This window comes from Bacteroides difficilis, from assembly GCF_048319815.1.
GTDB classification, from domain to species: Bacteria; Bacteroidota; Bacteroidia; order Bacteroidales; family Bacteroidaceae; genus Bacteroides; species Bacteroides zhangwenhongii.
The window spans coordinates 3,714,125-3,734,499 of the sequence record NZ_CP182814.1; the positions used below are offsets into that span (position 1 = coordinate 3,714,125).

The 20,375-nt window shown below is 39.3% G+C and carries 19 protein-coding genes; all 19 read left to right on the top strand.

The genetic code is table 11. From position 1 onward, the window contains the following. Positions 1–166: 166 nt before the first annotated feature. Positions 167–1,249: a glycosyltransferase gene (locus tag ACNOGP_RS14290; protein WP_418213104.1), complete on the top strand. Its 1,083-nt coding sequence runs from the start codon at positions 167–169 to the stop codon at positions 1,247–1,249. A gap of 71 nt (positions 1,250–1,320) precedes the next feature. Next, on the top strand, positions 1,321–1,638 hold the full coding sequence (locus tag ACNOGP_RS14295; protein ID WP_418213105.1) for an acyltransferase family protein: 318 nt from the start codon (positions 1,321–1,323) through the stop codon (positions 1,636–1,638). Between the two features lie 175 nt (positions 1,639–1,813). Beyond that, positions 1,814–3,034, top strand: coding sequence for a glycosyltransferase family 4 protein (locus ACNOGP_RS14300; RefSeq protein ID WP_418213106.1), 1,221 nt, complete (start codon positions 1,814–1,816; stop codon positions 3,032–3,034). Next, positions 3,028–4,224, top strand: a complete 1,197-nt coding sequence (locus ACNOGP_RS14305; protein WP_418213107.1) for an O-antigen ligase family protein — start codon at positions 3,028–3,030, stop codon at positions 4,222–4,224. Before ACNOGP_RS14300 ends, ACNOGP_RS14305 begins: the two co-directional genes overlap by 7 nt. A gap of 8 nt (positions 4,225–4,232) precedes the next feature. After that, positions 4,233–5,360: a glycosyltransferase gene (locus ACNOGP_RS14310; RefSeq protein WP_418213108.1), complete on the top strand. Its 1,128-nt coding sequence runs from the start codon at positions 4,233–4,235 to the stop codon at positions 5,358–5,360. Positions 5,361–5,362: 2 nt separating this feature from the next. Further along, positions 5,363–6,403, top strand: a complete 1,041-nt coding sequence (locus tag ACNOGP_RS14315) for an acyltransferase family protein (RefSeq protein ID WP_418213109.1) — start codon at positions 5,363–5,365, stop codon at positions 6,401–6,403. A 4-nt stretch (positions 6,404–6,407) separates the two neighbouring features. After that, positions 6,408–7,421: a glycosyltransferase gene (locus ACNOGP_RS14320; RefSeq protein ID WP_288214307.1), complete on the top strand. Its 1,014-nt coding sequence runs from the start codon at positions 6,408–6,410 to the stop codon at positions 7,419–7,421. A 20-nt stretch (positions 7,422–7,441) separates the two neighbouring features. Further along, positions 7,442–8,413 (top strand): acyltransferase family protein, encoded by a 972-nt coding sequence (locus ACNOGP_RS14325; RefSeq protein WP_418213110.1) that lies wholly within the window; start codon positions 7,442–7,444, stop codon positions 8,411–8,413. Positions 8,414–8,439: 26 nt separating this feature from the next. Further along, entirely contained in the window at positions 8,440–9,357 is a 918-nt protein-coding gene (locus ACNOGP_RS14330) for a glycosyltransferase family 2 protein (protein WP_418213111.1), read from the top strand. An 8-nt stretch (positions 9,358–9,365) separates the two neighbouring features. Next, positions 9,366–10,166 (top strand): glycosyltransferase family 2 protein, encoded by an 801-nt coding sequence (locus ACNOGP_RS14335; RefSeq protein ID WP_288214310.1) that lies wholly within the window; start codon positions 9,366–9,368, stop codon positions 10,164–10,166. Positions 10,167–10,169: 3 nt separating this feature from the next. Beyond that, positions 10,170–11,312: a hypothetical protein gene (locus tag ACNOGP_RS14340; RefSeq protein WP_288214311.1), complete on the top strand. Its 1,143-nt coding sequence runs from the start codon at positions 10,170–10,172 to the stop codon at positions 11,310–11,312. Between the two features lie 2 nt (positions 11,313–11,314). After that, positions 11,315–11,878 (top strand): HAD family hydrolase, encoded by a 564-nt coding sequence (locus ACNOGP_RS14345; protein WP_288214312.1) that lies wholly within the window; start codon positions 11,315–11,317, stop codon positions 11,876–11,878. Further along, on the top strand, positions 11,875–12,759 hold the full coding sequence (locus tag ACNOGP_RS14350; protein ID WP_288214313.1) for an NAD-dependent epimerase/dehydratase family protein: 885 nt from the start codon (positions 11,875–11,877) through the stop codon (positions 12,757–12,759). The genes ACNOGP_RS14345 and ACNOGP_RS14350 overlap by 4 nt, the downstream gene beginning before the upstream one ends. 233 nt (positions 12,760–12,992) lie before the next feature. Next, the gene (locus ACNOGP_RS14355; RefSeq protein WP_288214314.1) at positions 12,993–13,661 is read left to right on the top strand and encodes a sugar transferase; all 669 of its coding nucleotides are present in this window, start codon (positions 12,993–12,995) and stop codon (positions 13,659–13,661) included. Between the two features lie 147 nt (positions 13,662–13,808). Continuing rightward, on the top strand, positions 13,809–14,486 hold the full coding sequence (locus tag ACNOGP_RS14360; protein ID WP_288214315.1) for a PIG-L deacetylase family protein: 678 nt from the start codon (positions 13,809–13,811) through the stop codon (positions 14,484–14,486). Between the two features lie 144 nt (positions 14,487–14,630). After that, positions 14,631–15,014, top strand: coding sequence for a WbuC family cupin fold metalloprotein (locus ACNOGP_RS14365; RefSeq protein ID WP_418213112.1), 384 nt, complete (start codon positions 14,631–14,633; stop codon positions 15,012–15,014). A gap of 588 nt (positions 15,015–15,602) precedes the next feature. Continuing rightward, positions 15,603–17,162, top strand: a complete 1,560-nt coding sequence (locus ACNOGP_RS14370) for an ATP-binding protein (RefSeq protein ID WP_418213113.1) — start codon at positions 15,603–15,605, stop codon at positions 17,160–17,162. Between the two features lie 31 nt (positions 17,163–17,193). Then, entirely contained in the window at positions 17,194–18,756 is a 1,563-nt protein-coding gene (locus ACNOGP_RS14375) for an ATP-binding protein (protein WP_418213114.1), read from the top strand. A gap of 31 nt (positions 18,757–18,787) precedes the next feature. Continuing rightward, positions 18,788–20,347, top strand: a complete 1,560-nt coding sequence (locus ACNOGP_RS14380; RefSeq protein WP_418213115.1) for an ATP-binding protein — start codon at positions 18,788–18,790, stop codon at positions 20,345–20,347. The last annotated feature ends 28 nt before the right edge of the window (positions 20,348–20,375 follow it).

A 20,375-nucleotide genomic window follows, 5' to 3' on the forward strand; every position in this document is an offset into this window, starting at 1 on the left:
AACAGTATTGTGTTTTATCTTACTCATTGGCCTCTTTGGATGCATATTTTTAAGCCTTTAGGATGGAATCCTTATCTATGTTTTGTTATTATTGTAATGTTAGAGTTTCCATTGATATATATATTCAATAACTATATACCTTGGATGATAGGAAAGAAGAAATAGTATGGCAAATGTTTTGATTTTTTCTCCACGGGAAATTAATACGAATATGGGAGGCGTAGAGCGTGTTTCTAATGCGCTTGCCAAAGAATTGTCGAAAGTAGGACATTCAGTAACATTCTTGTCTGTAGATAAAACGAATAATGGAGAGTATGAACAGCATATCACCCAGTTCTTTTTAGAGCAAGGAAAAGCGCAGGAACAGATTCTCGAAATTATTGATCGGCATAAAATAAATATTATAATTAACCAATTTGGGTTATTATCGTACATAAGCAGATCAGCTATTCCTGACGATGTAAAAATAGTGTCGGTCATTCATGACTCCTATTATGCCATGTTTTCTAGGCTTAAGCTAAACTGGTTGCGTAGATGGAACTGGAAACGTGTCATAAAAAAAATGTTGAGCTCAGTATATTTTCAAAGTGATAAAGTCGTTCTGTTTGTACCAGAATTTAAAGATGAATATAGATTCTTTTTTCCCAAGGCGACAGATGACAAATTTGTGATCATCCCTAATTTTAACTCTTTTGATAATGTAAATGTGGTGCCAAAAGAGAAGAATCTCTTATGGGTTGGTCGACATGCAGAATGGCATAAACGTACGACTGATATGCTAAAGATATGGTCAAGACTTGAGGATAGATATCCCGATTGGTCATTGGATATTCTTGGTGATGGTCCTGATGGCAAGATGGTGAGAATACTCCAGGCAAAGTTGGGGTTGAAGCGATGCTTTTTTCGAGGTGTACAAGACCCCAAAAATTATTATGAGAAGGCTGCATTTATCTGTATGACATCTTCGTTTGAAAGTTGGGGCATGGTGCTGACAGAGGGTATGCAACATGGTTGCGTGCCTCTGGCTTACGATTCATATACGGCACTAAGATATATCATTCGTGATGGTGAGGACGGAAGGCTAATAACTCCATTTGACACTGATGAATATGTTAGGCAACTGGCCATCCTTATGGAAAACGATGTCGAAAGAGAACGTTTGTCGAAAGCTGCAATAGAATCGGTGAAATTGTATGATGCCGAAAAGGTGATGCTCAGGTGGATAGAACTAATTGAGAGTTTATTGTGATAGGAGTCTATGTTTTCTAAGTACGTGGGGGGAAGATACTGATATCAATAAACAGAACACATCATTGTTGCATGAATAGAAATGTAACAGATTTTATTAAATTTCTGTCATGTATCATGGTTGCAATGCACCATTACAGTCAGTGGAGAATGGCGGCTGGTGCTGGAAATTTATTTTATTTCTTGTTTTCATCACAAGCGGGCTACCTTGGTGTTGCCATCTTTTTCTTTCTCTCAGGTTACGGTCTGATGAAGAGCGGAATGAAGCAACATCTTGGACTCGTAGATTTTTTTCAGAAACGACTGCTTAAGACTTACCTTCCTGCTGTCCTTGTATCTGCTTTGTGGGCATTCTATCTTCTTATAGGTAAGGGAAAAGTTTTTGATTAAATAGTTAAAGGTGTACTTTGGTACTTTAATGATGAAGTTCTTTGGTTTGTGCGGGCAATTGTGGTATTGTATGGTTTCTTCTATATTTATGCTGTTATTCGTTTCGGCATATACAACAGTCTTCTTTTATATCAGAAAAATAATTACACTTTGAATTTTTGTTAGAATTTGCTCTATGAAGAAAAATAAATATTATATTTGTGTAACCCCCTTTTTTCCGTCCCGAGGAAACTGGCGAGGAGCTTATATACTTGATCAAGTGAAGGCAATTCGACGGAATTCAGACTATGAAATAGCAGTGTTTATGGGAGGGGGTGATAATGAAGATTATGTAATCGAGAATATTCCGGTATATCATTACAAAACACGAGAAATACCTTCGAATATTTTGAATGGCTTTTTTAATGTTTTTAATGCCAAATCTTTCGTCAGGAAAGTCATTGATGTTGGTATTTATCCCGAAGATATTGCTTTTGTGCATTGTCATGTATCAATGAGAGCTGCATGTGGTCTTGCGTTGAAAAAATTGAACCCAAATATCAAGGTTTTACTTCAGCATCACGATTTGGATCCATTTAATTTGCGAAGTGGAGTTAGGTTGCGTAACAATCGAATTAATATTCGTTATCGTGCAAAGAAAGCAATCGAACTGTATAATAAGGTTGACTTACACATTTGTATTAGTGAGGCTTGTAAGGAATGCCTGTTGCAATTTCCCAATCCTAGAAAGGGGGAAATCTACGAAGACTGCATACGGTCTCTAAAACTTTGCAAAGGCCTTTCGGCCATCAACCCCAAAGAAACTTATGTATTGTATAATGGAGTTGATACGAATTTGTTTATGAAGATTTCAAAAGTTTCAGAAACTTCGAGAGGAATCTTCCGTATAGGATGTGTCTCGAATTTTAATGATTTGAAAGATCATATTACGTTAATCAAGGCTTTTGAAATACTTTTAGCTAAAGGATACAATAATCTTAGACTGTCATTGTTGGGTACAGGAGAGATGCGCTCGATGTGCGAACAGTATATTGTTGATCACAATTTGGCAAAATATATAGAATGGCCGAAGGAGGTAGCGCATGAAAAACTTCCAGAATATTATCAGAGCTTGGATTTGTTTGTCTTACCATCCTATTTTGAGGGGTTTGGCTGTGTATATGTAGAGGCTGCTGCATGTGGAGTGCCTTACATGGGTTGTGTGAATCAAGGTTACTCGGAGTATATACCTGTGAACGAAAGAGATAGATGGCTGATAAAACCAAAAGATTATCAGAAGCTCGCTCACTTAATATCTGACTATATAACCTTACCTCAACAACAGAGGCTTATGCATGAATGGGACATAGATTTGCTGATTAGAAAATATTTGGACTACCTCGTTACGTTATGCTAAAAATAAAGGAAATAAAAGAACTGATTATAGAATATGCAGGTAAGTGGCCGATGATTATTGCTATATTGTTGTCGGCACGCGTATTGGGATTTTTATATTTACCTATAGCACTGTTTGATAATGCTATGATTATCTGCATTGTCCTATATCTATTGTTGAAGGGAGTAAAACTTAATGGACTGTATGTGGCAATGTGTGCATACTTGCCATTGTCAATACTGTTAAGTCAACCTGACCCATTATTCAAATCGTGGCCACGATTAGGTCTGTTCATATTGGTTCTGTTATTCTGTTCTCCTTTGATACAGAATGAAGCCGCTAAACGTTTGCGTAAAGGATTGTTTTATGGAACGGGTATATGTTGCATTATGATATCTGTAATCTCGTTCGTATGCTATTTCCTTGGCATCAACTACATGCGTGCTAATAGTGGAATACTTATTTCTGATTATCTGACAAACAATGCTGGCACATTTGGTGGTATTACTACACAATCTATGATTCTCGGTCCTTTGAGTGGTGTTGCAACTTTGTTTTGTGCCTATTTTGCATTGATAAGAGAGGACAGACGGTTCTGGATTCTTTGTATTGCTTGCATCGGTTCGTTGTTCTTTTCTGCTTCTCGTTCTTCTTTGATTGCAACTATTGTAGGAGGTATCATTTTTTTGCACTATTTTTCGAATGATAGTAGCATTATTAAGAAGCGTGTATTGCCTGTTATTTTTCTTGCCGCTGTTACATATCCTATATGGAATGGGGCATTGTCTGGGTTCAGTCAAAAGAATGCTGAACGTATAGAGCAAGAGGGTACAGTTAATTCTAGATCTGCAAAATGGAGTATACGATTAGAGGAGTTTAAAGACAGTCCATTATATGGTATTGGTTTTGTGTCTGTATCTAATGGGGATTATTATGAGCCATCGTCTGGAATTATAGAACTTGGCTCATCTTGGTTGGGTGTTCTTTCTATGACAGGAATCATAGGATTTTTGCTTTTTTGTCGTATGTTTTTTCGTGCAGGATTGAACACTATCAAATATCGTACTCCAGAAGGGGCGTTACTTGCTGCAGCTCTTGCTCTTGTAGGGGTACACATGATGGCTGAAGGACATATTTTTGCAGGAGGGAGTCATTTGTGCTTTTTGGTATGGCTGATAATTGGATGTTGTGATGATTATAGACCTGAATAAGTAGTGATATGATAATTACATTCTTTTTCAACTATCTCAACCATCATCAGGTTGCTGTTGCCGACGAGATGTACAAGATATTAGGTAACAATTTTTGCTTTGTAGCCACTTATCCAAGAGATGATAGAGAATTAAAAGGTGGAGAGGACTATAGTACTCGGCCCTATTGCATACTGGCATCTGAATCAAAGACAGCAGAAGCACGTGCACATGATTTAAATAAATATTCGGACGTGTGTGTGTTTGGAGCAGGCAATCTTGAGTGGGAAATTGAGCGGGCGAAGACAGGAAAACTGACATTTGAAGTAGGTGAGCGTTGGCTTAAACGAGGTTGGAAGAACATGCTTTCTCCACGTCTCCTAAAATGGTGGTGGCTGCATCAATCTTTGTTCAGGCGTCAACCTATCTACCGATTATCTGCGAGTGCATTTGATGTAAGAGATAATGAACTATTAGGCTGCTTAAAAGGAAAACATTTTAAATGGGGATACTTCACTGCTGTACCGGAGGGATATTTAAGACAAAAACCTAGGGAGCAAAACATTTGTGTTCGTATTATGTGGTGTGCTAGATTCATTGATTGGAAGCATCCGGAGTTGGCAACAGAATGTGCAAAATTATTGAAAGAAGACGGTTATAGATTCCATTTGGATATGTATGGAGATGGAGAGTTAAAAAATAGCCAGGAGGCTTGGAGCAAGCGTCATGGCTTGGAGGGAATAGTAACTTTTCATGGCAATATGCCCAATGAACAAATACTGGAAGCTATGAAGAACTGTGATATCTTCCTGTTTACCTCCGACAGGCAAGAGGGGTGGGGGGCTGTAGCTAATGAGGCCATGGCAGCAGGGTGTTGCTTGGTAGGTAGTGATGAAATTGGTGCTATTCCTTACCTTGTGCTTAATGGGAAAAACGGTCTTATATTTAAGAGTAATAATATAGGAGATCTATATCAGAAAGTAAAGAGCTTGATAGATGCCCCCAAATATCGAAAACAATTGGCTGAACAAGGCTGCATGGATATACATACCTTGTGGAATCCGAAGTGTGCTGCTGAACGTTTAATCCAGTTAATTAACGATCTTAAAGAGACAGGCACCACCACCTTGATGGATGGACCTTGTAGTAAAACATAGATATGATGATAAACCAATATAACAGTCAGAAGATTTCGGTACTGAGTTTTGTAGCAATATATTTCGTTATGGTAATACATGCTAATTATGATTCTTCTATTCTAAAGCCAGTGTCGTCTGCACTACAAAACTTCACGGGGACAGCGGGGCTGAGTGTTGCGGCAGTGCCTTTGTTTTATTTCATATCGGGCATCTTGTTTTATAGGGGTGTCAACACTATTGGCGATTGCTTGCCTCGGATGAGAAAGCGTGTGAAGAGCTTGTTGGTTCCCTATGTAATTTGGAATATTATATTTGTGAGTTGGTATGTTGTGCTTGAATATATTCCGGGCGTTTCGATCTTTGTGAACAGTGATGTTGTATCTAATATAGACTTCTATAAGCCTCAGGATACGCTAGCTTATCTGTTTCTGAAACCTGCAGGTTTTCAGTTGTGGTTTTTACGGGATCTGATACTATATGTGACATTAAGTCCCGTTATTTATGTCGGTATCAAGAAACTACCGTTGTTGACGTATTTGACATTGCTATTGTTATTTGGAGGTATAAATCGCTGTGGGGTTACCTATTTTGTGTTAGGAGGCATATTGGCAATACATTATGATTTTGAGGTGCTGAAAAGACTACTAACCAAACCTTTAGTTTGTGCATGTATCACGATATATCTAACAGGGGGACTTTTTGCATCTGGTATTGTTTCTTTACCAATAAGTGTATTCAATCCATATTATCAGCAGGTGATAAGTGTGATAGGTATTATGGCTATTTGGGGAGGATATGATATGCTTGTTGGAGAGGAGGATCTAATATCGAATCGGATGAAAAAACTAATGTCGTATACTTTTTTTATTTACCTATTTCATGAACCTACTTTTAATATTATAAAAAAACTGGGCTTGGTAATGTTTGGATGCAATGATTTGTCTTTGGCATTGATGTATTTAATTAATCCTATTATTATGATAATTGTGGCTGTCTGGACAGGAATGATATGTCAACGCCTCATGCCAAGACTGTATTCTATAGCTACAGGAGGGAGATGAACGTATGAAACCAATTTTGATTGATGCACTTACCATTAATATGGGAGGAGCTTTGACTGTACTAAATCGACTGATAGATGGTTTAACTAAAGCAAAAACTGATTATGTATTGATAAAAGACGCTCGTTGTCCGAAACTAAACTCTGAGTTAGGAGCGAGAGAGGTGGTGGTCATGCAACCCTCTTTTCTGGAGAGACATAGGTACTATTGTACCCATAAAAAGGAATTCCATTCTGTGCTTTGTATGGCTAATGTGCCACCAACTATAAAAATGCCGTGTAGGGTGCATACCTATTTTCATAATCTGAGTCTACTGATGAAACAGGATGATATGCCTGTAAGCTGGAAAGTCAAAAATTGGCTGAAAAGGATGTTTATTACCAGCTTTGCCAAGAATACAGATAGCTGGGTCGTGCAGACCTCAAATACTGAAACACTGATAAAGGAAACATTGCCTTGGAAAGGGAAAACATTTTTTAGGTATCCAATATACACAATACCTGAAACTTTCAATGCTAAGGGTGATGAAGTGAGGTCGGACTATATCTTTGTTGGTAACTATACTTTTGCCAAAGGGCATGACGAATTGCTTGAGGCATGGAAATTATTGCACCGAGATGGACTTGACATTCCGCTACACTTGACGGTTTGGAATCATCCTCAATATATTGAGAAAGTTAATGCTGCTATTGCAAAAGGAGTGAGGATTGTAAATCATGGTAAAGTACCGTTTGAACAATTAGGTAAACTCTATAAAAAAAGTAAGGCGGTAATCTATCCGTCATTGAATGAAAGCCTCGGTCTCGGAATCGTAGAAGGACTGTATGCGGGTTGTGATATTATTTCGTCTAATTTACCATTTACTCATGCTATTTGCAAGCCATCTGAGGTATTTGAACCGTATTCTGCAAAAAGTATTGTTGAGGCAGTAAAGCGGTACGAACAGGGCAAGAGCAAGAGAAGTGAACTGACTATACATGATTGTATTCCAGAGTTATTAGAGCTAATTTGTGTGTAACTGACTATTGATAAACAAAAATGAAACATAATTATAATTTGGATTGGATCAGAGTTTTGGCCATGTTTGCTATATTATTTGACCATTATATCAGTTCTTTGGGAAATAACTGGTTGAATAATATAGGGCTGCAAGTTGGTGTGGGCGGGGTAAGTTTGTTTTTTGTTATCTCTGCATTATTGTTTGGATATAAATGGAGGAAGGAGGACTTTAAGCCATTTGCTCCATTTGTTTTTTTGAAGAAAAGGTGCGTGCGAATCTTTATACCTTTGTGGATATTGATTCTAATAACTATACCGCTTGAGTATTTGCTGACAGGAAGACTGGAGCTTCAGACAATTACATTTAATGCTGTTGGTCTTGGATGGGTACGTCCGTTTGGAATATCAGGACATTTATGGTATATCACCATGTTGATGATGTTATATCTCTGTTTTGTGGTCATATCCTATATCAGAATTGATAAGATTAAATGGTGTTGGTGGGCGTTGGCTTTGGTTTTGTTACTGATAGGGTATGTTTATGGACAGACCTATCTTACTACCTATTCGAAAGCTGGTCCGCCATTATTTCTATTCACAGGTGTTCTTGTGTTTGCAAAGGGAAATGAACTGATGGCATTTGCAAAACATCATAAAAAGGTACTGTTGATGTTAGCATTGATGATGGTGAGCGTGTCTTTATATGCTTATCAATTGGGATGGAACGAAAGTCATAAAGCAATGGCAATTGGTTCTGCAATCAGTGCAGGGTTTATTACATTTATGGCTCTGTATGCAAATCTGAATGTGGCGAAAGGAGGCAAGACGCTTATATGGCTTTCTGGAATCAGTTATGAGATATATCTTGTGCACCAGCCATTGATAGAAGTATGTAATGCATATATCAGCAATAAATGTATGATGTTACTGGTTTGGATAGTTGTAACATTCTTATTTGCAATTCTTCTGAATAAGGTTTCCAGCATGATGTGTGCAAGAATCAAAGACTAATATATTAATTACGATTGATATACATTATGTTAGACTTAACAGTTATTATTCTTACATACAACGAGGAGTTACACATAAAACGTTGTATAGAAAATGTGAAGCTGCTGGCTAAACGAATAGTATTGATAGATTGTTATTCGATTGATAATACAAAAAAAATAGCTTTAGCTCTTGGTGCAGAAGTGGTAGAACATGAGTGGCCTGGAAATCAAGCGGCTCAGTATAATTGGGCCATAGATAATATTAACATCCAGACAGAATGGGTATTGAGAATAGATGCAGATGAATATTTGTTACCAGAGCTTGCACAGGAACTTACTGAACGTGTACCTACTTTGGATAAAAATATCACTGGTATTGAGTTGAAGCGTAGGCATATATTTATGGGCAAATGGGTGCGACATGGAGGATATCCTACTATCATGATGCGAATGTATAGGAACGGATACGGACGATATGATACACGACTAATGGATGAACATTTGGCCTTGAAGGAGGGGCGTTCAATCATGATGGAGAATGACTTCTGTGATCACTCCTTAATCAATATCTCGGATTACTGCCGGAAACATTTGGATTATGCTCAAAGGGAAGCCGCCTCGGTGCTGAACGACCTTTATGAATTATCTGAAAACAAAGATAAAGATTTGGCATGGGGTAAGCAGGCTAACCAAAAGCACAAGAAGAAGGGTAGTTATAACAAACTACCACTGTTTTGGAGAAGTTTTGCCTATTTTGTGTACAGGTATTTCGTGAACGGGCTGATCTTGGATGGTAAGCAGGGATTTTTGTTTGCTTTTATTCAAAGCTGGTGGTATCGAACTATGGTGGATGCCAAGATTTTTGAATGCATGAAAGCTTTAGGTATTGATGGGAATGTTATTACAGAAGATAAACGTAATATGAGAGATTATATTTTAAAAAATTGGAATATCAAATTATAAAGCAACAAATGAAGATCAGCATAATTACAGTAACCTATAATAGAGCTGAAACTCTGGTGAATACCATGGACTCTGTTTTGGCACTTGACTACAATGATTTGGAGTATATCGTTGTAGATGGCGCATCAAAAGATTCTACGATTCAGATACTGAAAGACTACGAATTGAGGTTTAAGAAGATATCTGAAACAGTTGGGCGGACCTTTACATTTAGGTGGATTTCTGAATCAGATAAGGGACTTTATGACGCAATGAACAAGGGGATCAGAATGGCTACAGGTGATGTGGTGGGGATTATCAATTCTGATGACTATTTTCACCGAAAGGATATAATGAGTATCGTGGCAAAGACCTTTGAAGAAAATAAGGGAATCGAGGCTGTGTATGGCGATATTAGAGTGGTCACTCCAGAGAATCTGGAGAAAACTGTGCGCTATACCTATTCGCGTTTTTTCTTTCCGGCATGTTTCCGTATAGGACTTATGCCATCACATGCGACATTCTTTACTTATAAACGGAATTTTGATAAGTACGGGTACTATAAACCTGAACTCAGAATATCGGCAGACTTTGATCTTTTGGTGAGATTTATGTATGTGCATAAACTGAAGACAAAATATATTCATGTGCCTTTTGAAACGATGAGAACGGGCGGTGCATCAATGTCAACAATGGCGAATAAACTGAATATAAACAGAGATATTCTTTTTTCATTGAAGGCAAATGGTATATGGTCGTGCAAACCATTACTGTTTCTACGATACCCGTTCCGTTTTATAGAATATGTGATATTTAAAAAGAAAAGATAAACGATGTTTAGGATACTTGTCCCTGACGCGGAGACTCGCAAGGCTTTCGACATCATCTCTATATTAACCTCGGTATTCCCCGATGTGCCGATGATTTATGGCAATATCGAGGGTACAGCTGGCATGAAGCGTCACTTGGAGAGAATATTCAAAGGTAAGGCTGAGGTGTTGAGAACAGATAATGAAAGTTTATGTGTGGAGGACTTTAATGCTATAGCAGAGAAGTATAAGGATGACTTGTTGGTATTTGTGCCTGCGGAGGAAAAGACGATAGCTTTTTTGTTTCAGTTTGTGAAGAAATATGGTCAGAAGAACTATGTATATATTCTGCCAAAGGAGGAGGTGTATCATCAGTTTCGTAATAAGAAGGGATTGAATGACTTTTGTGCAGAACACAATCTGAGTGCGCCTGCTCATTACAAAGTAGAGGAGATTGATGCTTTAAAGCCTGAGCAGTTTCCTATTCTGCTGAAACCTTGCATAGGTTCAGGAAGTGAAGGTCAGTACCGCTTGTATAATCTTGAGGACTATACTGAAAAAATACGCAAAAAGGTACAGAAAGAGCCTTATTTGGTACAGGAGCTGATACCTAATGGACATGATGTGCAGGGTACTTTTTATCTGTATCATGAGGGTAATCTGGTGGAAGCATACAGTCATCAGCGTTTGAGGACTTCCCCACCAACGGGAGGAGTGACGGTTCTCTCGAAACTGCATATCAATATGCCGTTGATAGCAGAAGGTCAGAAAATTCTGGATATGGCAGGATGGAATGGATTGGTGATGCTGGAGTTCTTGCTGGACGAGCGGACGGGTAAATATAAGGTGATTGAGGCCAATCCAAGAGTATGGGGGAGCATCATGCTTTCGGAATTTAGCGGAAGGAATTTACTGACCAACTATGTGCGTTTGTGTATGAAGTTACCTTTGGAGACTGATTACCGGATGGGTGAAACTTACATTCGCTGGTTCTTTCCGGTGGATGTGTTGAACTATGTGAAGAAGATGGGGCGAATTAAGGGATTTTGGAGCTTCAAGAACACTTGCTTCATTAACTGGTCGTATGCCAGTGTGTGGTCGGCCATACAGTTTAATATGTCAAACTTGTTCAGCCTTAAGAACATCAAGCGATTCTTCCGACGTTAAAAATGAAGACAATAGTATTTGATTTTGACGGAACTCTTTCGTACAAGGATAGTATGACAGAACTGTTTAACGAGCAGATGACGGGATGTAGAAAACTGTATCGAGTATATTACTATTTGCTGAAGGTACTGGCTAAACTGAAGATTACAACTGTGAAGTTTGAGAAGGAGCAGATGCTGAAATTGTTGTTCCACTCGGATGTGGCGGCTTTTGCTAAAGCAAGCTGTGAACAAGCTAAGAATTTTAAGCTTAACCCTGTGTTTTCGAAAGTGCAGGAGCATCTTACCAAAGGCGATAGGGTGGTTGTGTTGTCTGCCTCTTCAATGTATTTTCTTAGCGAGGTTTTTAAGGGAATGAACGTAGAGCTGGTAGGCACCACACTGATACAAGAGAATGGTCACATTTTGGGCATTGGACGCCATCCGTTTTTTCACGAGAAGGTAGAGTGCTTGAAGCAGATGGGTATTTGTGAGGTGGATGAAATGTATTATGATAGTAAGTGGGATGAGGTGCTTATACCTATATGCAAGGTTTCTCATAAAGTAATAAATGGACAAATAGTATGATTAAGGTATTGATAACAGGAGCCAACAGTTACGTTGGTATATCGGTGGAGAAATGGCTCATGAAGACATCTGGGCAGTTTCAGGTAGATACGGTGGATACAATGAATGGGGGGTGGAAAGAAGCAGATTTTTCGAAATATGATGTAGTGTTCCATGTGGCAGGTATTGCGCATGTGGATCCGAAGCCGGAGATGGCTTCTTTGTACTATAAAGTGAATTGTGACCTTACTGTGGAGATTGCTAAGCATGCCAAGATATGTGGTGTGAAGCAGTTTGTGTTTATGTCATCGAAGATTGTGTATCAGTCGAGTAAGGACTTGAGGGATCATATGGTAACATTGTCTACTGAGCCCAAACCTAATGATTTCTATGGGGACTCGAAATTGCAGGCGGAGAAGGGATTGAATGCATTGGCATCTGAGACTTTCAAGGTAGCAAATCTACGTCCTTGTATGATTTATGGTCCTAATAGTAAAGGAAATTTCTTGCGATTGGGTTGGTTAGGTACAAAGACTCCTGTTTTTCCTGCATGGCACAATAAGAGAAGTATGCTTTATATTGATAATCTTTGTGAATTTGTGAAGCAGGTGATACTACATGAGAAAGGTGGAACATTTTATCCGCAGAATGCGGAATTGGCTGATACAGTGGAGATTGTACGTTTCTTTGCAAAAAAATATAATCATAAAATTTGGATTTCGAGATTATTTAATCCTGTTGTTTGGTTTAGCTCCAAATTCCTAAAACCTGTCAGTAAGATGTTTGCATCTTCTTATTATGAGCCATCTATGAGTAAGTATGACTTTGACTATCAGATCGTGAGTTTTGAAGATTCTCTGAAAAAGTTGGAGATCACAAAAAATAACAGAAACATGAAATAATAAATATCTTTATAAAATTCCTACAGATAGTGGTTAGAAAGCGAATGTTAAAATAGATGATAGTCTCAAAATATAGATCGTTTCCAATAGTCAATTTAATACATTTAGTGATGAATACGTTCTGTTGTATACCTTATTACTCAGCAGAACGCATGGTGTCTGTTGTCTTGTCTGTATGTAATTATTGGGGAAAGGTATTACTAACATTGAATGTTACAAATTAAGAATAGAATATGGTATACAGATTTGTTAAACGTATTTTCGACGTGTGGTGTGCTCTTTTGGGAATTATAGGAACATCTCCTATTTGGATTGTGTCTATCATCCTTATAGAAATGAGTGATCCTGGTCCATTGTTCTACTTTGCGAATCGTGTGGGTAAAGATAACAAAAAGTTTAAAATGTGGAAATTTCGTTCGATGCGTGTGGCTAGGTGTGCGAATGAGGTTTCGTTGCGTCCGGACCAGGATCGCATTTTCTGGTGGGGTAAAATGATGCGTAGGTTGAAAATTGATGAGTTACCTCAGTTGCTAAATATACTGAATGGTACGATGTCTGTCGTTGGTCCTCGTCCTGCCGCCGTAGATCAAATGGATGTAACTCGTGGTAGTGAAAATTTGTGCGTGGCTAGGTTGTCTTGTGGACTGACGAGTCCTTCGTCACTTTACGACTATATTTATGGTGACCAATTTGAGGATGAGACGGAGTATAATGAGAAGGTATTGCCTACGCGTCTAAAACTGGATGTGTGGTATGTGCACAAGATTGAGAATAGTGATACCTTTGTTGCTTGGTGGTATGATATTAAATTGATTTGGTGGACGGTACTAGCGATATTTTCGACTGCAGTGGGTAGGTATCCGCAGTGGTTGTATGACTATCTGGTGAGACTAGTGAAGTGATGCTTTTGAGTACTGCAAATTAGATATTAATTTCATAAAGGCTGTTATCTCAAGTAAACCATTGTAGTAATTTTTAAGTGTATTGATAGGCTGCTTGACAAAATAATAAATATGTGAAGTTGTTATAATTTAATATGTGTAAGAATCATGAAATACTTGTTGGTTGTTGCTCATCCAGATGATGAGACATTAGGTGCTGGTGCATCAATATGGAAATGGTGCAGAGAGGGCCATGCGGTGGATGTATGCATTATGTGTACAGAGGCGAAGGCAAGGGCGTTCCGTCCAGAAGATAATGAACTGGAAAATGATACAAATGCGTCGAATAAGTTTCTAGGGGTGAATAGAATTTATGAGGGAATGTTTCCGAACATTGAAATGAATATGGTACCTCACCTGAAATTGGTGCAGTTTATTGAGGCTGCTATTAAAGAAAGTGAGCCTGATATTATTATTACACATCATCCGGCAGACACAAACAATGATCACTTACAGACTAGTATGGCGTGTCAGGAGGCGATCCGGCTATTCCAGCGCAGACCAGAGGTGAAGCGTGTGAAGGAGTTTTGGTATATGGAGGTACCTTCTTGTACGGAATGGAAAATTAATAATGCGATGATGACTTTTAATCCTAACTGCTTTGTTGAAGTAGGTAAAGAGGGCGTGGAGGCTAAAATTCAAGCCTTGAGTATGTATAGAGGGGTGATGAGGCCTTATCCTCATCCTCGTTCGGCTGAGTATATTACAGGATTGGCTGCTATGAGGGGAGGGCAGTGGGGAGTCTTTTTTGCCGAAGGATTTGAAGTTGTACTTAGGGTAGAATAGTTTCTCTTATTGTTTTTGGAAATGATTATCATCACATTCGTAGTATATGTTGGTGTTGCTTTGTATCGTCTATGTCTTGTTCAAGAGAAAATATTATTACCTACACGAAGAATATTTGCGTGCAAAAGTTAATGAGAAATAATTATGGAAATAAATGACAAGCTACTTGATGAACTGTTAGCTCAGGCGGGAACAAATGAGCGGCGGCGCATTAATCTTGATTTGCGTAATGGTGAAGGTGACACTTCTCAGCGTATGCTCAATGCCTTGCTACCGGGAACGCTTGTTCCTATTCATCGTCATACTAAAACAATTGAGACTGTCATTCTGCTTAGAGGTCATGTAACGGAACTTTTTTATGATGAAAAAGGTGTTGAATGTGCTAGGCATGAATTGAATCCTGCAAGTGGTATTTATGGCGTACAAGTACCTGCCGGAATGTGGCATACTCTTATTGTGCATGAGCCCTCTGTCATTATAGAAATGAAAGATGGAGCCTATGTGCCAATTACTATGGCTGATATTTGACAATATGAATAAGTCACAAAGCTCCCTATATAAATCGAATTTAATATCAGGTATGGGGAAAGAGTACGGATAGCAAAACTATACGTCAAGGTTTGACGTTGCCAAAAGGTCGGGAAGAGTACAGTGGTATGTTCCTGACTTATACCCTCATATTAGCATGGAGCTGATATGATTTGTATGTGAGATATATCAACTGTCTGTGAAGATAGTTGATATATTTGTTAGAGCAGTGCTTTACGAAGGCTAAAGCACAGCTTTAGAGGTCGTAAAGCACTGCTTTAGGACTTATAAAGCACTGTGTTTGTTTGGCGATGGGTGTGGCGGGTATGATGAGTTTATCAGGTGCGGTGGATATGGCGGGTACAGCAGGTACACTTTTTTCGGGGTTCTCTATACACACGCACACGTGCGCGTATTAGTTAAGTACGTGCGTACGTGTGTGTGGAAAAAATGCGGGGTGCATTTACTGTACCTTTTGTACCTGCGGAGCTGTTCATATAAAGTAAAAGGAGCAGGCGGGAAAAAGTTTTCTGCCTGCTTTCTTTTTGAACGGATATTTTTTGTAGCTTTGTGAAAAATATGATTGATATGGAAGCTTTGCAAAGATTATACCCCATAGGAATACAGACTTTTTCTGAAATTCGTGAAAAGAATTACCTTTATATCGATAAGACGGAATATGTTTATCGCATGACTCATTTTGCGAAATATGTGTTTCTGAGCCGTCCTCGCCGTTTTGGTAAGTCTTTGCTTACTTCTACTTTGCATAGTTATTTCTCGGGTCGTAAGGATCTGTTCCAAGGGTTGGCTTTGGAGAGGTTGGAGAAGGATTGGACAGAGTATCCGGTGCTCCATTTCGATATGAGTACGGCCAAGCACGTCGGAAAAGATGAATTAATAAGCGAGTTGGAACGTAAGTTGACAACTTATGAAAGAATCTATGGTCGAAATGAGGAAGATATTTATGTCAATCAGCGGTTGCAAGGTCTGATAGAACGTGCGTATGAGCAGACGGGTAGGCAAGTTGTAGTTCTTATAGACGAATATGATGCCCCTTTGCTTGATGTGGTGCATGAAAAGGAAAATCTAGGCGTATTACGTAATATCATGCGTAACTTCTATAGTCCCTTGAAGGCTTGTGATCCTTATCTGAAGTATGTGTTTCTGACTGGTATCACCAAGTTCTCTCAGTTGAGTATCTTTAGTGAATTGAATAATATCAAGAATATCAGCATGGATGAGCCATACGCTGCGATCTGCGGAATAACGGAGGATGAAATGCTAACGCAGATGAAAGAGGATATGGGGATGTTGGCCGCGAAATTGAATATTTCCTCTGAAGAGGTCTTGCTGAAGTTGAAGGAGAATTATGACGGTTATCATTTTACCTATCCGTCTCCCGACATCTATAATCCTTTCAGTCTGTTGAATGCTTTTGCGGACGGTAAATTTGGTTCTTACTGGTTCGGTAGCGGTACTCCTACATACTTGATAAAGATGTTGGAGAAGTTCGGTGTTGAACCTTCGGAGATCGGTAATAACCATGCGGAGGTATCCGCTTTTGATGCTCCTACTGAAACAATGACTGATATTATTCCATTATTATATCAGAGTGGTTATATCACTATCAAGGATTATGATGAGAGTATTGACCTGTATACGTTGGATATTCCTAATAAAGAAGTACGGTTGGGGCTAATGAAAAGCCTTTTACCTAATTACGTGGCCAGCAAAACTCGGGAAACGACTACTATGGTGGCTTATCTTTCCCGTGATATCCGTAATGATGATATGGATTCTGCGTTGCGTCGGCTGCAGACTTTCTTGTCCATCATTCCTTATTGTGACAATACGAGGTATGAAGGTCACTATCAGCAGATGTTCTACATCATTTTTAGCTTATTGGGTTCTTTTGTGGATGTTGAGGTCCGTACTCCCCGTGGTCGTGTGGATGTGGCGCTTCGTACGAAAACCACACTTTATGTGATGGAGTTGAAGTTTGATAAGACTGCCGGTGAAGCTATGGAACAGATCAATCTGAAGAATTATCCTGAACGCTTCGCTTTGTGTGGGCTTCCGGTCGTGAAAGTGGCGATAAACTTTGATAGTGAACGTTGTACGATAGGAGACTGGATAATTGAAAAATAATAGTGGCTCTAAAGAAAATATAGATATTAATATGGAAGCTTTGCAAAGATTATACCCTATAGGGATACAGACTTTTTCCAAGATTCGTGAGGGTAATTACCTCTATATAGATAAAACGGAGTATATCTATCAGATGACACATTCGGCCTCTAGCTATGTGTTTCTGAGTCGTCCTCGCCGTTTTGGTAAATCCTTGCTTACTTCTACTTTGCATAGTTATTTCTCTGGTCGTAAGGATCTGTTTCAAGGGTTGGCTATGGAAGGGTTGGAGAAAGAGTGGATAGAGTATCCGGTGCTCCATTTCGATATGAGTATGGCGAAGCATGTGGATAAGGAGCGTTTGGAACGTTTGCTTGACTTTATGCTTTCAGACTATGAGCGGACCTTCGGCCTCGATACAACTGGCGGTGATGCTAATCTACGATTAACTCGTCTTATCAAGCGCGCTTATGAAAAGACGGGAAAAAAAGTTGTAGTTCTTATAGATGAATATGATGCTCCTTTGCTTGATGTGGTGCATGAAAAGGAAAATCTAGGTATATTACGTAATATCATGCGTAACTTCTATAGTCCTTTGAAGGCTTGTGATCCTTATCTGAAGTATGTGTTTCTGACGGGTATCACCAAGTTCTCTCAGTTGAGTATCTTTAGCGAATTGAATAATATCAAGAATATCAGCATGGATGAGCCATACGCTGCGATCTGCGGAATAACGGAGGATGAAATGCTAACGCAAATGAAAGAGGATGTGGAGAGATTAGCTGCGAAACTGGAAATAACACCTGAAGAAGTCTTGCTGAAGTTAAAGGAGAATTATGACGGTTACCATTTCACTTATCCGTCTCCCGACATCTATAATCCGTTCAGTCTGTTGAATGCTTTCGCGGACGGTAAATTTGGTTCTTACTGGTTCGGTAGCGGTACTCCTACATACTTGATAAAGATGTTGGAGAAGTTTGGTGTGGAACCTTCGGAGATCGGTAATAACCATGCGGAAGTTTCCGCTTTTGATGCTCCTACTGAAACAATAACTGATATTATTCCATTATTGTATCAGAGTGGTTATATCACTATCAAGGATTATGATGAGAGTATTGACCTGTATACGTTGGATATTCCTAACAAAGAAGTGCGGTTGGGGCTAATGAAAAGCCTTTTACCTAATTACGTGGCCAGCAAAACTCGGGAAACTACTACTATGGTAGCTTATCTTTCCCGTGATATCCGTAATGATGATATGGATTCTGCGTTGCGTCGGCTGCAGACTTTCTTGTCCACCATTCCTTATTGTGATAATACGAGGTATGAAGGTCACTATCAGCAGATGTTCTACATCATTTTCAGCTTATTGGGTTCTTTTGTGGATATTGAAGTCCGTACTCCCCGTGGTCGAGTGGATGTGGTGCTTCGTACGAAAACCACGCTCTATGTGATGGAGTTGAAGCTTGATAAGACTGCCGGTGAAGCTATGGAACAGATCAATCTGAAGAATTATCCTGAACGCTTCGCTTTGTGTGGACTTCCGGTCGTGAAAGTGGCGATCAACTTTGATAGTGAACGCTGCACGATAGGAGACTGGATAATTGAAAAATAATAGTGGCTCTAAAGAAAATATAGATATTGATATGGAAACTTTGCAAAGATTATACCCTATAGGGATACAGACTTTTTCTGAAATTCGTGAGAAGAATTACCTTTATATCGATAAGACGGAATACGTTTATCGCATGACTCATTTTGCGAAATATGTGTTTCTGAGTCGTCCTCGTCGTTTTGGTAAGTCTTTGCTTACTTCTACTTTGCATAGTTATTTTTCGGGTCGTAAGGATCTGTTCCAAGGGTTGGCTATGGAGAGATTGGAGAAGGATTGGACAGAGTATCCGGTGCTCCATTTCGATATGAGTATGGCGAAGCATGTGGATAAGGAGCGTTTGGAACGTTTGCTTGACTTTATGCTTTCAGACTATGAGCGGACCTTCGGTCTCGATACAACTGCCGGTGATGCTAATCTACGATTAACCCGTCTTATCAAGTGTGCTTATGAAAAGACAGGTAGGCAAGTTGTAGTTCTTATAGACGAATATGACGCTCCTTTGCTTGATGTGGTGCACGAAAAGGAAAATTTAGGCGTATTACGTAATATCATGCGTAACTTCTATAGTCCTTTGAAAGCTTGTGATCCTTATCTGAAGTATGTGTTTCTGACGGGTATCACCAAGTTCTCTCAATTGAGTATCTTTAGCGAATTGAATAATATCAAGAATATCAGCATGGATGAGCCATACGCTGCGATCTGCGGAATAACGGAGGATGAGATGCTAACGCAGATGAAAGAGGATATGGAGAGATTGGCCGCGAAATTGAATATTCCTTCTGAAGAGGTCTTGCTGAAGTTGAAGGAGAATTATGACGGTTACCATTTCACTTATCCGTCTCCCGACATCTATAATCCTTTCAGTCTGTTGAATGCTTTTGCGGACGGTAAATTTGGTTCTTACTGGTTCGGTAGCGGTACTCCTACATACTTGATAAAGATGTTGGAGAAGTTTGGTGTTGAACCTTCGGAAGTCGGAGGAAAAACAGCAGCTGTGGAGGATTTTGACGCACCGACGGAGACTATGTCCAGTATTACTCCGCTGTTATATCAGAGCGGTTATATTACCATCAAGGATTATGATAGCGAGTTGGGACTGTACACATTGGATATTCCTAACAAAGAAGTTAGGGTCGGCTTGATGAGGAGTCTGTTGCCTTATTATGTGTCTACACCTACTGAGAAAACGAATACCATGGTGGCTTATCTTTCGCGTGATATCCGTAATGATGATATGGATTCTGCGTTGCGTCGGCTGCAGACTTTCTTGTCCACCATTCCTTATTGTGACAATACGAGGTATGAAGGTCACTATCAGCAGATGTTCTACATCATTTTCAGCTTATTGGGTTCTTTTGTGGATATTGAAGTCCGTACCCCCCGTGGTCGAGTGGATGTGGTGCTTCGTACGAAAACCACACTCTATGTAATGGAATTGAAGCTTGATAAGACTGCCGGTGAAGCTATGGAGCAGATCAACCTGAAGAATTATCCTGAACGCTTCGCTTTGTGTGGGCTTCCGGTCGTGAAAGTGGCGATCAACTTTGATAGTGAACGCTGCACGATAGGAGAATGGATAATTGAAAAATAATAGTGGCTCTAAAGAAAATAAAATATTA

What these genes read in the sequence shown, in the direction of transcription:
- ACNOGP_RS14290 (WP_418213104.1), top strand. Translation starts at nt 167, where the DNA reads ATGGCAAATGTTTTGATTTTTTCTCCACGGGAAATTAATACGAATATG.
- ACNOGP_RS14295 (WP_418213105.1), top strand. Translation starts at nt 1,321, where the DNA reads ATGAATAGAAATGTAACAGATTTTATTAAATTTCTGTCATGTATCATG.
- ACNOGP_RS14300 (WP_418213106.1), top strand. Translation starts at nt 1,814, where the DNA reads ATGAAGAAAAATAAATATTATATTTGTGTAACCCCCTTTTTTCCGTCC.
- ACNOGP_RS14305 (WP_418213107.1), top strand. Translation starts at nt 3,028, where the DNA reads ATGCTAAAAATAAAGGAAATAAAAGAACTGATTATAGAATATGCAGGT.
- ACNOGP_RS14310 (WP_418213108.1), top strand. Translation starts at nt 4,233, where the DNA reads ATGATAATTACATTCTTTTTCAACTATCTCAACCATCATCAGGTTGCT.
- ACNOGP_RS14315 (WP_418213109.1), top strand. Translation starts at nt 5,363, where the DNA reads ATGATGATAAACCAATATAACAGTCAGAAGATTTCGGTACTGAGTTTT.
- ACNOGP_RS14320 (WP_288214307.1), top strand. Translation starts at nt 6,408, where the DNA reads ATGAAACCAATTTTGATTGATGCACTTACCATTAATATGGGAGGAGCT.
- ACNOGP_RS14325 (WP_418213110.1), top strand. Translation starts at nt 7,442, where the DNA reads ATGAAACATAATTATAATTTGGATTGGATCAGAGTTTTGGCCATGTTT.
- ACNOGP_RS14330 (WP_418213111.1), top strand. Translation starts at nt 8,440, where the DNA reads ATGTTAGACTTAACAGTTATTATTCTTACATACAACGAGGAGTTACAC.
- ACNOGP_RS14335 (WP_288214310.1), top strand. Translation starts at nt 9,366, where the DNA reads ATGAAGATCAGCATAATTACAGTAACCTATAATAGAGCTGAAACTCTG.
- ACNOGP_RS14340 (WP_288214311.1), top strand. Translation starts at nt 10,170, where the DNA reads ATGTTTAGGATACTTGTCCCTGACGCGGAGACTCGCAAGGCTTTCGAC.
- ACNOGP_RS14345 (WP_288214312.1), top strand. Translation starts at nt 11,315, where the DNA reads ATGAAGACAATAGTATTTGATTTTGACGGAACTCTTTCGTACAAGGAT.
- ACNOGP_RS14350 (WP_288214313.1), top strand. Translation starts at nt 11,875, where the DNA reads ATGATTAAGGTATTGATAACAGGAGCCAACAGTTACGTTGGTATATCG.
- ACNOGP_RS14355 (WP_288214314.1), top strand. Translation starts at nt 12,993, where the DNA reads ATGGTATACAGATTTGTTAAACGTATTTTCGACGTGTGGTGTGCTCTT.
- ACNOGP_RS14360 (WP_288214315.1), top strand. Translation starts at nt 13,809, where the DNA reads ATGAAATACTTGTTGGTTGTTGCTCATCCAGATGATGAGACATTAGGT.
- ACNOGP_RS14365 (WP_418213112.1), top strand. Translation starts at nt 14,631, where the DNA reads ATGGAAATAAATGACAAGCTACTTGATGAACTGTTAGCTCAGGCGGGA.
- ACNOGP_RS14370 (WP_418213113.1), top strand. Translation starts at nt 15,603, where the DNA reads ATGGAAGCTTTGCAAAGATTATACCCCATAGGAATACAGACTTTTTCT.
- ACNOGP_RS14375 (WP_418213114.1), top strand. Translation starts at nt 17,194, where the DNA reads ATGGAAGCTTTGCAAAGATTATACCCTATAGGGATACAGACTTTTTCC.
- ACNOGP_RS14380 (WP_418213115.1), top strand. Translation starts at nt 18,788, where the DNA reads ATGGAAACTTTGCAAAGATTATACCCTATAGGGATACAGACTTTTTCT.